This is a genomic window from Halopseudomonas pachastrellae (assembly GCF_900114765.1).
Classification (GTDB): domain Bacteria; phylum Pseudomonadota; class Gammaproteobacteria; order Pseudomonadales; family Pseudomonadaceae; genus Halopseudomonas; species Halopseudomonas pachastrellae.
This window is the reverse complement of the sequence record NZ_FOUD01000009.1, coordinates 82,360-94,993: the sequence shown is the minus strand read 5'-3', so window position 1 is coordinate 94,993 and position 12,634 is coordinate 82,360. Positions and strand designations below refer to the sequence as shown.

The following is a 12,634-nucleotide window of genomic DNA, read 5'->3' as shown; positions in this document are numbered from 1 at the left end:
GCGGCCACCGGCTCACTCCTCAAGGGCGCGAAAGTCTTCCTTGTAGCGCACCGCGCAATCCGGGCAGGTAAAGGTATCGGGCAGGATGTCCCAAGTGGTGCCCGCCGGATACCCCTGATGCGGATCACCCGCTGCCTCGTGATATTCATAACCACACTCGGGGCATTGGTAGCGCGTCATGCTGCCGCTCCTGCGCCGTCCAACGGCGCCTCACTCAGCCCGTATCGGCGCATCAGCTGCTCACGCTTGGCCGGCAAAAAGTTGATGCGCTGCGGATCATGCCCCACCGCTTCCAGCAGGCGCGGGTCCATGACCCGCTGCCACAGCGGCGGAAAGTAGGCCAGCAGATACATGCCAAAGTAGCCATTGGGTAGGCGCGGTAAATCAGGAAAATCGCGCAGCGACTGATATCGCCGAGTCGGGTGGGCGTGGTGATCGGAATGCCGCTGCAGGTGAAACAGCGCCCAGTTGGAGAACAGGTGATTGCTGTTCCACGAGTGATGCGGCTGACAACGCTCATAGCGCCCACTGGGCTCCTTGCGGCGCAGCAGCCCGTAGTGCTCGATGTAGTTGGCCTGGGTCAACTGAAAGGCGCCCCAGAAGGCAATCAGCAGCATCACCGGCAGAATCTCGATGCCCAGCCAGGCGATCAGCAGCGCATACAGCGCCGCACTGATCAGCGCCGGTTGCAGCACCTCGTTGTCGAGACTCCAGACCGACTTGCCGCAACGCTCAAGGCGTTGCGCTTCCAGATCCCAGGCACGGAAGAAAGCGCCGGGCATCTCACGAAAGACAAAGCGATAGATACTCTCGCCCATGCGCGCGGAGGCCGGGTCTTCGGGGGTGGCAACATCGCGGTGATGACCGCGGTTGTGTTCGACAAAGAAGTGGCCATAACACCCCAGCGCCAGCGTGATCTTGGCCAGCCAGCGCTCCAGCGTGGTCTTCTTGTGACCCATCTCATGCCCCAGATTCAGCCCAAAGCCCAGGCTGCCGCCGGTTGCCAGAATCACCGCCAGCGTGCCGTACCAAGGCAGTTCATGCATCCCTAAAAAGGCAATATTGACGATAAAGCTGATCCACAGGATGGGCACCAGGGCATAGGTCACATAGCGGTAATAGGGGTCCGCCTCCAGCGCCGGCACGGCCTCCTCCGGCGGGTTGCTCAGGTCTTCGCCCAGCACGCCGTCCAGCATCGGAATTACCACGTAGCCGAAAATCGTCGACAGCCACAGCCAGAGCACATTGGGCGACACCAGCATGTACATCAGCGGCCCGACCAACGCCAGCCCGGGGACCATGAGGGAAAACAACCAGAGCCTGCGCTTGCGGTCTACGTAGCCGGCCAGGCCGTTATCTGCAGCAGCGTGTTGCATGGGGGCGTCCTCTTATTATTGTGTTTAAGGAGCGCGCTTGAGGGCGCACTCCTTCTGCGCCCAATCATGCGCCGGCGCCAAGACAGCGCCACCCGTTGCAAGCGGCAAATAACCGTCATATTGTGACAGCATAAGAAACCAACAAGAGCTACCATGCCGTCCGAACACTACTGGCTGAGCCCGGCCGTTCACCCGATCTACGCCCGCCTGGTGCTGGCCGAACTGCGTCGTCAGGGCTACCAGGACAATCCGGCGCTCAGCGTGCTGGGGCAGAACTGGGAACAGCAACTGCAAGGCAACCAGTTTCTCAATCTGGAGACACTCTGCCATCTGCTGCAGGCCGTTATCCTGCGCACCGGCCACCCCGGCCTGGGCTTTGCTGCCGGCATGCACACCGATGTATCCACCCACGGCCCTGGCGGCTACGCCGCCGTCACCGCGGCCACCATTGGCGAAGCCATTGAGCTGGCACAGCACTACGCGCCGCTGCGCCAGCACCTGGCAACCTTCGTCGTCGAACAACGTGACCCGCCCGTGCTGCGCCTGGACGAACACCTGGTGCCGCTGGCGGTACGCGACTATCTGCTAGGCCATTTCACCACCGGCATGCTGCGCCTGCTGGAAACAGTCAGCGGCCAACCATTGGGGCCGGAGTTGACGCTGGAGTGGCCGGGCGCCAAACCGGACTGGGCAGATGCCGTCCGCGACTACGCCGCCAACTGGGTATTCGACGGCGACGCCCTGCGCCTGCATCTGCCAGCCGGCCTGCTGGAGCAGCCCTGCCTGGGCGCCGACGCCGAGCTGCACCGCCACGCGCTGCGTGACTGCGAGCACCAGCTACAGCGTCAGCAAAGCGGCGGCGACCTGAGCCAACGCATCAAGCAGCGCCTTCTGCAGTGTGAGTACCACTACCCCACGCTGGCGCAAATGGCAGAGCAGGAACACCTGACAGCACGCACCCTGATCCGCCACCTGGGCAGCGAGGGGGTACGCTATCAGCAGATTCTGGATCAGGTGCGCAGCGAGCAGGCCTGCTGGCTGCTGGAACACACCGAGTTGAGCATGGAGGTGATCGCCGAACGCCTCGGCTATCAGGACACCAGCAACTTCAGCCGCACCTTCCGGCGCTGGCAGGGCTGCCCGCCACGCAGCTATCGCCAGCGCGTGACGGGCAGCTGATCAGTTGGCCGGCACCACGCGCAGCAGCTGGCCGCTGGGGCTGTCGGTCAGCAGATAGACGGCGCCATCGGGGCCAGTGCGCACATCACGGAAACGCTCTCCCAGCTCGGTAAACAGCGACTCCTGCTCACCGGCCGCATTGCCCTTCAGCTCGACACGACGCACCTCCTTGCCGGCCAGCGCTGACACCAGCAGGCTGCCCTGCCACTCGGGGAACAGCTCGCCCTGATACAAGGTCATGCCGGACGGCGCGATGGACGGATCCCAGTAAACCAGCGGCTGCTCCAGGCCGGGCAGCTCGGTATAGGGCGAGATCTGCGAGCCGTTATAGTCGATGCCGTAGGTGATCTTCGGCCAGCCGTAGTTCTTGCCAGCCTCGATCAGGTTGATCTCGTCGCCGCCGCGTGGGCCGTGCTCGTGGCTGAATACGCGCCCGGCGTCATCGACCAGAATGCCCTGCACGTTGCGATGGCCGATGCTGTACAGCTCGGGCATGGCATCTGCCTGACCAACGAAGGGGTTGTCCTCTGGCGCCGAACCATCGCGGTTGAGACGCACAATGCTGCCCAGATGGTTAGCTGTGTTCTGCGCCTGCTCGCGATAATCAAAGCCGTCGCCCAGGGTAAGCAGCAGGGTGTTGTCCGGCAAAAAGGCGATGCGTCCACCGTAGTGGGCGCTGCCCTTCTTGGCCGGCTGTACGCGGAAGATCTCGTGCGTGTTCTCCAGCGCTTCGCCGTTGAAGGTCGCCGCCGCCAGGCAGGTGTGGTTAGCCTCGCGGGTGCCGCAGCTGTAGCTGAGAAACAGCTCGCCGGACTCGGCAAAATCCGGCGCCAGCGCGACTTCCATTAAACCGCTCTGGCCGTTGACGAATGCCTCGGGCACGCCCGCAACCGGCTCCGCGCGTAGCTGGCCTGCGGCATCAATCAGTCGCAACTGGCCGCTGCGCTCGGTGACCAGCATGCCGCCGTCCGGCAGAAAGGCCAGCGACCAGGGGTTGGACAGGCCGTCGGCCAGGGTTTCAACCTGATAGTCGGCTGCCGTGGCAGCGCCGGCACAGAGCAGCAGCGAGGTACCCAGTAACGTCGTTTTGTTCATTGCCATTCTCCTTGCACAATCAACCGAGCACGCGCAGACCGCGCCGCGCCTTGGGTTTGGTCAAGCGGCCAAACAGTGCACTACCCAGGCCCACAGCAGCCATTAATGACAGCAGACCGGGCGTTTCGCGAGTAGCAGCGATAAAGGTTGGCATTGGCAGCAGATAGTTGGCCAGCTCACAGGCGGCCCAGATGCCGACAAAGCCGGCGAGAAAATACAGCAGCCAGCGCCAGGGCTTGAAGATACGCCCCAGTGCTTCGGCCAGCGGCAGCGCCAGCAACAGGCAGGCGGCCACCATCACGGCCAGAAAGGGGCTGAAAAAGCGCAGGTCATGCAGGCTGCTATGCAGCCGCGTGGTGCCGTCAACCGGCACACCCATGGCCTGCAGCGCGGCCAGATTGAATTGAGTCTGCACCAGCGAGCCCAGCACGGTGGCCACCAGCACAGCCAGCAGATAGAAGAAGACGATCCGCAGTACGGTCATCAGTTTCATTGTCGTTATCCTGTTACGCAGTGCGAGCGCTCAGCTCGCCTCAGAGCCATCGGGCAGGGTCGGCAGATTACGTAATGCCTGCTCGTAGGCCGGGGTGTCAAAGGGGGCGTCATCTTCCAGCATGCGGTTGATGCTGTAGGCCAGGACCTGAGCCATCAGATCGATGCTGTCCTCGCGCGCATAGCCAACCAGCGTCAGCTTGTTCAGCGTCGCCTGGGCCGCCGGCGGCTCACCCGCGGCCAGCTGATTTTCAATAGCCTCGACCAGTCGGGCCTCGGCAAAGGACTCGTCGTCCTGCTCGTCCTGATTACTCATCGCATTGATCCTGTCGCAAAAAGGGCGGCTGTCGCCGCCCTCTGGTCTGCTTAGTTGACCTTGGGGTCCAGCTCGCCACGAGCATAGCGCTCGAACATGTCGTCCAGCGAGATCGGCTTGATCTTGGACGCATTGCCGGCGGTACCAAAGGCTTCGTAACGGGCGATACAGACGTCGCGCATGGCATCGACGGTCTTGGCCAGATACTTACGCGGGTCGAACTCGCTGGGGTTCTGCGCCAGGAAGCGGCGTACGGCACCGGTAGAGGCCAGACGCAGATCGGTATCGATGTTGACCTTGCGCACGCCGTACTTGATGCCCTCAACGATCTCTTCAACCGGTACACCGTAGGTTTCCGGAATCTCGCCACCAAACTCGTTGATGATCGCCAGCCATTCCTGCGGCACAGAGGAAGAACCGTGCATGACCAGATGAGTATCCGGGATGCGCGCGTGAATTTCCTTGATGCGCTGGATAGACAGGGTGTCGCCTGTCGGCGGCTTGGTGAACTTGTAAGCGCCGTGGCTGGTGCCGATGGCAATCGCCAGGGCGTCCACACCGGTTTGCTTGACGAAGTCAGCAGCTTCTTCCGGGTCAGTCAGCAGCTGGCTGTGATCCAGCACGCCTTCGGCGCCGATGCCGTCTTCTTCACCGGCCATACCGGTTTCCAGGCTGCCCAGGCAACCCAGCTCACCCTCGACGGACACGCCGCAAGCGTGGGCCATTTCAACGGTGCGACGGGTAACGTCAACGTTGTATTCGTAGCTGGTCGGGGTCTTGCCGTCGGTACCCAGGGAGCCGTCCATCATCACCGAGGAGAACCCCAGCTGGATGGAGCGCTGGCACACCGCCGGGCTGGTGCCGTGATCCTGGTGCATGCACACCGGAATATGCGGAAACTCTTCCACTGCAGCCAGAATCAAGTGACGCAGGAAAGGCGCGCCAGCGTATTTGCGAGCACCGGCAGAGGCCTGCACGATCACCGGGGAATCGGTCTTGTCCGCCGCTTCCATGATGGCGCGCATCTGCTCCAGGTTGTTGACGTTGAAAGCGGGTACGCCGTAACCGTATTCGGCGGCGTGGTCGAGCATCTGGCGCAGGCTGATCAGGGCCATGGGGGTATCTCTCCGTTTAAATATCGAAACTCTATCGCTCGAAGCTGAAAGCTGAAAGCTGAAAGCTGAAAGCTGAAAGCTGAAAGCTGAAAGCTGAAAGCTGAAAGCTGAAAGCTGAAAGCTGAAAGCGAACAGGGTTCTAGTCTAGCCAGTCCTTGTCAAGCAATCTGCGTGAAAAGCGAGCCACCCACGCAAACCTTCGTCTTCCAGCTTTCAGCTTCAAGCTTCCAGCTCGTGTTTTACTGCGCTCGCGCTTCCAGAATCTCTACCGCCGGCAGAACCTTGCCCTCGACAAACTCGAGGAAGGCGCCACCGCCGGTGGAAATGTAGGAAATCTGGTCGGCGACGCCGTATTTGTCGATCGCGGCCAGGGTGTCGCCACCGCCAGCAATCGAGAAGCCGTCCCCGGCAGCGATGGCCAGCGCCAACGCCTTGGTGCCTTCACCAAACTGGTCAAACTCGAATACACCGACCGGACCGTTCCAGAGGATGGTGCCGGAGGCCTTGAGCATTTCACCGAACAGCGCAGCAGTCTGCGGGCCGATGTCCAGAATCATGTCGTCTTCAGCGACGTCGGCTACCGCCTTGGTGGTCGCAGTAGCGGTTTCGGCAAATTCCTTGGCAACCACCACGTCAACCGGCAGCGGCACGCTGACCTTGGCGGCAATCGCCTTGGCGGTGTCGACCAGATCGGCTTCATACAGCGACTTGCCAACCGGGTAACCGGCCGCCGCCAGGAAAGTGTTGGCGATACCGCCGCCAACGATCAGCTGATCGCACTTTTCAGACAGCGCGTTCAGCACGTCCAGTTTGGTGGAGACCTTGGAGCCGGCAACAATGGCCAGCATCGGGCGAGCAGGTTTATCCAGCGCCTTGGCCAGGGCATCCAGCTCGGCTGCCAGCAGCGGGCCTGCGCAGGCGACCTTGGCGAACTTGGCTACGCCGTGGGTCGAGCCCTGAGCGCGGTGGGCAGTCCCAAAGGCGTCCATTACGAACACGTCGCACAGGGCAGCGTACTGCTGGGCCAGCTCGTCGGTGTTCTTCTTTTCGCCCTTGTTGAAGCGCACGTTTTCCAGCAGCACCAGCTCGCCCGGCTTGACCTCGACGCCGCCGAGGTAGTCACGCACCAGCGGCACCTCACGGCCCAGCGCTTCGCTCAGGTAGGCGGCAACCGGCGCCAGGCTGTTTTCTTCGCTGAACACGCCCTCTTCCGGGCGACCCAGGTGCGAGCAGACCATCACGGCAGCGCCCTTTTCCAGCGCCAGCTTGATGGTGGGCAGCGAGGCAACGATACGCGCATCGCTGGATACCTTGCCGTTCTTGACCGGCACGTTGAGGTCTTCACGAATCAGTACACGCTGGCCGTTCAGGTCCAGCTCGCTCATGGTCAATACGGTCATAGCCCGCTCCTTGCTTGGTAAGTGTGTCAATCTTTTCAGCGCCGCCGCAGCCTGCGACCACGCCGCTTGTATTCAGTTCGCTGAGCGCGACAGCCAGTAGCGCGCCACATCCAGCATGCGATTGGCAAAACCCCACTCGTTATCAAACCAGACCAGCAGATTCACCAGCCGCGGGCCGGACACGCGGGTCTGGCTGCCATCGACAATCGCCGAATGCGGGTCGTGGTTGAAGTCGCAGCTGGCGTGCGGCAACTCGGTGTAGTCCAGCAGCCCGGCGTACTGCCCATCGGCAGCAGCGCGCAGCAGACGATTAATCTCGTCGCCAGTGGTGTCGCGCGCCGTCTGCAAGGTGATATCCAGCGCCGAGACATTCACCGTCGGCACTCGGATAGCCTTGGCCTGAATGCGCCCCGACAGCTCCGGCAGCAGGCGCTCGATACCACGCGCCAATCCGGTGGACACCGGAATCATCGACTGGAACGCCGAGCGCGTGCGCCGCAGGTCGGCGTGGTGGTAGGCATCAATCACCGGCTGGTCGTTCATCGCCGAGTGAATGGTGGTAATGGAGACGTACTCCAGCCCCACCGCCTCGTTCAGCAGCTTGAGCAGCGGCACACTGCAGTTGGTGGTGCAGGACGCGTTGGATACCAGCCGCGCATCGGCCGGCAGACTGGCGTGATTAACGCCATACACCAAAGTGGCATCCACCGCCTCCTCGTTGACCATCGGCTGGGAGAACAGCACCCGCGGCACCCCGGCATGCACAAAGCGCAGGCCCTGTTCGCGGGTGGTGTACTGACCGGAGCACTCCAGCAGCAGATCGACATCCAGCGCGCGCCAGTCAACGCCCTCAGGCTCAGCCGAGCGCAGCACCTCGATGGGCTGGCCGTTGATCAGCAACTGCTCGCCCTGCAGCTGTACCTTCCCGGGGAAACGCCCGTGGGTCGAATCAAAGCGGGTCAGGTACTCGATGCTCTCGCGATCAGCCAGATCATTCAGCGCCACCACCTCAATGTCCGCCTGCGCCGACTCGTGCAGCGCACGCAGCACACAACGACCGATCCGGCCGTAGCCGTTCAGGGCGATGCGAAAGGGTTGGTTGCGAGACACTCAGCGGCTCCATACAGCTGGAAGCTGGAAGCCGGAAGCTGGAAGAAGCGCCTGCGACTCGGCGACGGCGCGCTTCAACTTCCAGCTAACGACTTCAAGCTTCAAGCTTTAGTCTTCCAACAACTCTTGCGCGGCGGCGAGGACGTTGTCGAGGGTGAAACCGAATTCCTCGAACAGCGCGGCAGCCGGGGCGGATTCGCCGAAGCTCTGCATACCGATGATGCGGCCGTCGAGGCCGACGTACTTGTACCAGAAGTCGGCGTGGGAGGCTTCGATAGCAATGCGCGCACCGACTTCCAGCGGCAGCACCGACTGCTTGTAGGCAGCGTCTTGCTGGTCGAACACGCTGGTAGACGGCATGGACACCACGCGCACCTTGTGGCCCTGCTCGTTCAGTGCAGTCCAGGCGTTAACCGCCAGACCGACTTCGGAGCCGGTTGCAATCAGGATCAGCTCGGGCTCGCCGTCACAGTCCTTCAGCACGTAGCCACCACGGGCGACGTTGGCCAGTTGCTCGGCATCGCGGCTCTGGTGCGGCAGGTTCTGACGCGAGAAGACCAGCGCACTCGGGCCGTCGGCACGCTCCAGCGCGTACTTCCAGGCAACCGCCGATTCAACCGCGTCAGCCGGGCGCCAGGTGTCCAGATTCGGTGTGCCACGCAGGCTGGCCAGCTGCTCGATCGGCTGGTGGGTCGGGCCGTCTTCGCCCAGACCGATGGAGTCGTGGGTGTAGACGTGGATCACGCGCTGCTTCATCAGTGCCGACATGCGCACCGCGTTGCGAGCGTATTCCATAAAGATCAGGAAGGTCGCGCCGTAGGGCACAAAGCCGCCGTGCAGAGCGATACCGTTCATGATCGCGGTCATGCCGAATTCGCGCACGCCGTAGAACAGGTAGTTGCCGGAGGCGTCGGCAGACTCGACGCCCTTGCAGCCCTTCCACAGGGTCAGGTTGGAACCAGCCAGGTCAGCGGAACCGCCGAGCATTTCCGGCAGCAGCGGGCCAAAGGCGTTCAGGGTGTTCTGGCTGGCCTTGCGGCTGGCGATGGTCTCCTCCTTGGCGACAACCTCGGCGATATAGGCATCAGCCTTTTCGCTGAAGTCGGCCGGCAAGTCCCCTGCCAGACGACGCTGCAGCTCGGCAGCCAGTTCCGGGAAGGCAGCCTGATAGGCGGCGAACTTTTCGTTCCAGGCCGCTTCAGCCTTGGCACCAGCTTCGTGGGCATCCCACTCGGCTTTGATGTCTGCCGGAATCTCAAAGGCGGCGTGCGGCCAGTTCAGCGCTTCACGGGTGGCAGCGATTTCCGCCTCGCCCAGTGCGGCGCCGTGGCACTCTTCCTTGCCCTGCTTGTTCGGCGAGCCGAAACCGATGATGGTTTTGCAGCAGATCAGCGTCGGTTGCTCGGTGTTCTTGCGGGCGGTTTCGATGGCGGTCTTGATCTCGTCAGCGTCGTGGCCGTCGACATTGCGGATGACCTGCCAGCCGTAAGCCTCGAAGCGCTTGGGCGTGTCGTCGGTGAACCAGCCTTCCACTTCACCGTCGATGGAGATGCCGTTGTCGTCGTAGAAGGCGACCAGCTTGCCCAGACCCAGAGTACCTGCCAGCGAGGACACCTCGTGGGAGATGCCTTCCATCATGCAGCCGTCGCCCAGGAACACGTAGGTGTTGTGGTCAACCACCTCATGGCCTTCGCGGTTGAACTGCGCCGCCAGCACCTTCTCGGCAATCGCCATGCCCACGGCATTGGCGATGCCCTGACCCAGCGGGCCGGTGGTGGTTTCAACGCCCGGGGTGTAGCCGTATTCGGGGTGACCCGGAGTTTTGCTGTGCAGCTGACGGAAGTTCTTGATGTCGTCGATACTGACGTCATAGCCGGTCAGGTGCAGCAGGGAGTAGATCAGCATGGAGCCGTGACCGTTGGACAGCACAAAGCGGTCGCGGTCGGCAAAGTTCGGGTTGGCCGGGTTGTGCTTCAGATAGTCGCGCCACAGGACTTCGGCGATATCCGCCATACCCATGGGCGCACCGGGGTGGCCGCTGTTGGCTTTCTGCACGGCATCCATGCTGAGGGCACGAATGGCATTGGCACGGTCACGACGACTGGGCATGAACAACTCCTGTGGCTTGCAAGGCGTGGGCTTTCAGTCGGCAAAGCGACTGGCCGGGAAAAAGAGGCGGGCATTTTCGCGCAATCCGCCGTCCCCGGCAACGAAAACCCCGTTTCAGCTGCGCTTATCCCTTTCTTGCCAGACGAACGGCCAGACCTATATCAAAGTATTTTGATATAGCCGTTGCGACACCGGCCGTTCGCTACTACACTGCGCCGCATGAACCAGATTGCGCGCATTCCCGCCGCCAAACCCAGCCAGACCGACGACCTCGCCGCCTTTTGCAAGGCAGCGGGCGATGCGCTGCGGCTGGATATCCTGCGCGTGCTGCGCAGCGATTCCTTTGGTGTGCTGGAGTTGGCGCAGATCTTCGACATGCGCCAATCCGGCATGAGCCACCACCTCAAGGTGCTGGCTAACGCGGGCCTGGTCAGCACACGGCGTGAAGGCAACTCGATCTTCTATCGCCGCAGCCTGCCGGTCAGCGACCAGCCCTGGCATCGCCTGCACAGCCAACTGCTGAGCGAACTCGACAACCAGCCAGACGACGCCCAGCTGCAACATGCCATTGCCGCCGTGCATGCCCAGCGCGCCGAGTTGTCGCGTCAGTTCTTTGCTCGCTTTGCCGACGGCACCCCGGCCCAGCAGGACTTGATCGCCCACTTCGGCATCTACCGCGAGCCGCTGCTGAGCCTGATCGACGCCCTTCCGCTGCCCGCCACGCAGCTGGCCATCGAGATCGGCCCGGGCGAAGGCGGCTTCTTGCCGAGCCTGGCCAGCCGCTTCCAGCGTGTGGTCGCGCTCGACAACGCCGACGCCATGCTGGAGCGCGCGCGCCAGCAGTGCAATGACGCCGGCCTGAGCAACGTTGACTGCCTGCTGGCCGATGCCCTGCAGCCCCAGCAATTGCCTGCTGCCGACTGTGTGGTCTGCAATATGGTGCTGCACCACATGCCGGCACCCGCCGAAGCACTCAAACGCTTTGCCGCGCTACTCAAGCCCGGCGGCAGCCTGGTGCTGACCGAACTGTGCAGCCACGACCAGAGCTGGGTGCGCGACAGTTGCGGCGACCTGTGGCTAGGCTTTGATCAGGACGATATTGCGCGCTGGGCCGAGGCTGCCGGACTGCGTCCGGGCAACAGCCAGTACATCGGCCTGCGTAACGGCTTTCAGCTGCAACTGCTGCAGCTGGCCAAACCCGATTCTCTTTCTCCCGAGGACAGGAAAGACCCATGAGCGATTATTCGATTTTCACCTCTGAATCCGTGTCCGAAGGCCATCCGGACAAGCTGGCAGACCAGATCTCCGATGCGGTGCTGGACGCCATTCTGGCCGAAGACAAGTTCGCCCGCGTGGCCTGCGAAACCATGGTCAAGACCGGTGTGGCAATCGTCGGCGGTGAAATCACCACCAGCGCCTGGGTCGACCTGGAAGACCTGGTACGCAGCGTCATCAAGGACATCGGCTATACCTCGTCCGAGGTTGGCTACGACGCCGACACCTGCGGCGTGATCAACATCATCGGCAAGCAGTCGCCAGACATCGCCCAGGGCGTTGATCGTCAGAAGCCGGAAGATCAGGGCGCCGGCGACCAAGGCCTGATGTTCGGCTACGCCAGCAACGAAACCGACGTGCTGATGCCGGCGCCGATCACCTTCGCTCACCGTCTGGTCGAGCGTCAGGCCGAAGCACGCAAAAACGGCACCCTCGCCTGGTTGCGCCCGGACGCCAAGTCCCAGGTTACCTGCCGCTACGAGAACGGCATCGTCACCGGTATCGACGCCATCGTGCTGTCGACCCAGCACAACCCGGACATCAGCCAGGCGGACCTGCGCGAAGCGGTAATGGAAGAGATCGTCAAGCAGGTGATCCCGGCCGAGCTGCTGCACGCAGACACCCAGTACCACATCAACCCGACCGGCAAGTTCGTCATTGGCGGCCCGGTGGGCGACTGCGGCCTGACCGGTCGCAAGATCATCGTCGACACTTACGGCGGCATGGCTCGCCACGGCGGCGGCGCGTTCTCCGGCAAGGATCCGTCCAAGGTTGACCGCAGCGCCGCCTATGCCGGCCGCTACGTGGCCAAGAACATCGTGGCTGCCGGCCTGGCCGACAAGTGCGAAATTCAGGTGTCCTACGCCATCGGCGTGGCGCAGCCGACCTCGGTATCGATCAACACCTTCGGCACCGGCAAGATCAGCGACGAGAAAATCATCCAGCTGGTCCGTCAGCACTTCGACCTGCGCCCGTACGCAATCACCCGCATGCTCGACCTGCTGCACCCGATGTACCGCGCCACCGCCGCCTACGGCCACTTCGGCCGCAACCCGTTCGAGATGACCGTCAAGGGTGACACCTTCACGGCCTTCCCGTGGGAGAAGACGGACAAGGCCGACGCGCTGCGCGCGGACGCCTGACGGCGTCGCGGCAAGCTGGAAGCTG

Annotated in this window: 12 protein-coding genes; 3 read left to right on the top strand and 9 right to left on the bottom strand. The window is 62.7% G+C overall.

Annotated features, from left to right (window positions below; all coding sequences use genetic code 11):
- Window positions 1-12: 12 nt before the first annotated feature.
- The gene (locus BM116_RS08790; RefSeq protein ID WP_083725720.1) at window positions 13-180 is read right to left on the bottom strand and encodes a rubredoxin; all 168 of its coding nucleotides are present in this window, start codon (window positions 178-180) and stop codon (window positions 13-15) included.
- Window positions 177-1,376, bottom strand: a complete 1,200-nt coding sequence (locus BM116_RS08785) for an alkane 1-monooxygenase (RefSeq protein WP_083725721.1) — start codon at window positions 1,374-1,376, stop codon at window positions 177-179. The genes BM116_RS08790 and BM116_RS08785 overlap by 4 nt, the downstream gene beginning before the upstream one ends.
- A gap of 153 nt (window positions 1,377-1,529) precedes the next feature.
- On the opposite strand from BM116_RS08785, the gene BM116_RS08780 reads away from it, so the two are divergent.
- On the top strand, window positions 1,530-2,555 hold the full coding sequence (locus BM116_RS08780) for a helix-turn-helix transcriptional regulator (RefSeq protein WP_083725722.1): 1,026 nt from the start codon (window positions 1,530-1,532) through the stop codon (window positions 2,553-2,555).
- Here the strand turns inward: BM116_RS08780 and BM116_RS08775 are convergent, their stop codons facing one another.
- The 7 genes from BM116_RS08775 to tkt form a co-directional block, all read right to left on the bottom strand.
- A complete protein-coding gene (locus BM116_RS08775) occupies window positions 2,556-3,650 on the bottom strand; it encodes a PQQ-dependent sugar dehydrogenase (RefSeq protein ID WP_083725723.1) in 1,095 nt (364 codons plus the stop codon). It lies immediately after the preceding gene.
- Between the two features lie 19 nt (window positions 3,651-3,669).
- Complete coding sequence (locus BM116_RS08770; protein WP_083725724.1) at window positions 3,670-4,143, bottom strand: hypothetical protein; 474 nt, start codon at window positions 4,141-4,143, stop codon at window positions 3,670-3,672.
- Between the two features lie 30 nt (window positions 4,144-4,173).
- Complete coding sequence (locus BM116_RS08765) at window positions 4,174-4,458, bottom strand: hypothetical protein (protein WP_083725725.1); 285 nt, start codon at window positions 4,456-4,458, stop codon at window positions 4,174-4,176.
- A 50-nt stretch (window positions 4,459-4,508) separates the two neighbouring features.
- Entirely contained in the window at window positions 4,509-5,573 is a 1,065-nt protein-coding gene (gene fba, locus BM116_RS08760) for a class II fructose-bisphosphate aldolase (RefSeq protein WP_083725726.1), read from the bottom strand.
- A 239-nt stretch (window positions 5,574-5,812) separates the two neighbouring features.
- Complete coding sequence (locus BM116_RS08755) at window positions 5,813-6,973, bottom strand: phosphoglycerate kinase (RefSeq protein ID WP_083725727.1); 1,161 nt, start codon at window positions 6,971-6,973, stop codon at window positions 5,813-5,815.
- Between the two features lie 72 nt (window positions 6,974-7,045).
- Window positions 7,046-8,083, bottom strand: coding sequence for an erythrose-4-phosphate dehydrogenase (gene epd / locus BM116_RS08750; RefSeq protein ID WP_083725728.1), 1,038 nt, complete (start codon window positions 8,081-8,083; stop codon window positions 7,046-7,048).
- Window positions 8,084-8,191: 108 nt separating this feature from the next.
- Window positions 8,192-10,192 (bottom strand): transketolase, encoded by a 2,001-nt coding sequence (tkt, locus tag BM116_RS08745; RefSeq protein WP_083725729.1) that lies wholly within the window; start codon window positions 10,190-10,192, stop codon window positions 8,192-8,194.
- A gap of 219 nt (window positions 10,193-10,411) precedes the next feature.
- On the opposite strand from tkt, the gene BM116_RS08740 reads away from it, so the two are divergent.
- Together BM116_RS08740 and metK are read left to right on the top strand one after the other, a co-directional pair.
- Complete coding sequence (locus BM116_RS08740) at window positions 10,412-11,428, top strand: ArsR/SmtB family transcription factor (RefSeq protein WP_083725730.1); 1,017 nt, start codon at window positions 10,412-10,414, stop codon at window positions 11,426-11,428.
- Window positions 11,425-12,609, top strand: a complete 1,185-nt coding sequence (gene metK / locus BM116_RS08735) for a methionine adenosyltransferase (RefSeq protein ID WP_083725734.1) — start codon at window positions 11,425-11,427, stop codon at window positions 12,607-12,609. Before BM116_RS08740 ends, metK begins: the two co-directional genes overlap by 4 nt.
- The last annotated feature ends 25 nt before the right edge of the window (window positions 12,610-12,634 follow it).

Coding starts and splice junctions, on each gene's coding strand:
- tkt (WP_083725729.1), bottom strand. CDS start 10,192: ATGCCCAGTCGTCGTGACCGTGCCAATGCCATTCGTGCCCTCAGCATG.
- BM116_RS08790 (WP_083725720.1), bottom strand. CDS start 180: ATGACGCGCTACCAATGCCCCGAGTGTGGTTATGAATATCACGAGGCA.
- BM116_RS08780 (WP_083725722.1), top strand. CDS start 1,530: ATGCCGTCCGAACACTACTGGCTGAGCCCGGCCGTTCACCCGATCTAC.
- BM116_RS08765 (WP_083725725.1), bottom strand. CDS start 4,458: ATGAGTAATCAGGACGAGCAGGACGACGAGTCCTTTGCCGAGGCCCGA.
- BM116_RS08775 (WP_083725723.1), bottom strand. CDS start 3,650: ATGAACAAAACGACGTTACTGGGTACCTCGCTGCTGCTCTGTGCCGGC.
- metK (WP_083725734.1), top strand. CDS start 11,425: ATGAGCGATTATTCGATTTTCACCTCTGAATCCGTGTCCGAAGGCCAT.
- BM116_RS08755 (WP_083725727.1), bottom strand. CDS start 6,973: ATGACCGTATTGACCATGAGCGAGCTGGACCTGAACGGCCAGCGTGTA.
- BM116_RS08770 (WP_083725724.1), bottom strand. CDS start 4,143: ATGAAACTGATGACCGTACTGCGGATCGTCTTCTTCTATCTGCTGGCT.
- BM116_RS08785 (WP_083725721.1), bottom strand. CDS start 1,376: ATGCAACACGCTGCTGCAGATAACGGCCTGGCCGGCTACGTAGACCGC.
- BM116_RS08740 (WP_083725730.1), top strand. CDS start 10,412: ATGAACCAGATTGCGCGCATTCCCGCCGCCAAACCCAGCCAGACCGAC.
- fba (WP_083725726.1), bottom strand. CDS start 5,573: ATGGCCCTGATCAGCCTGCGCCAGATGCTCGACCACGCCGCCGAATAC.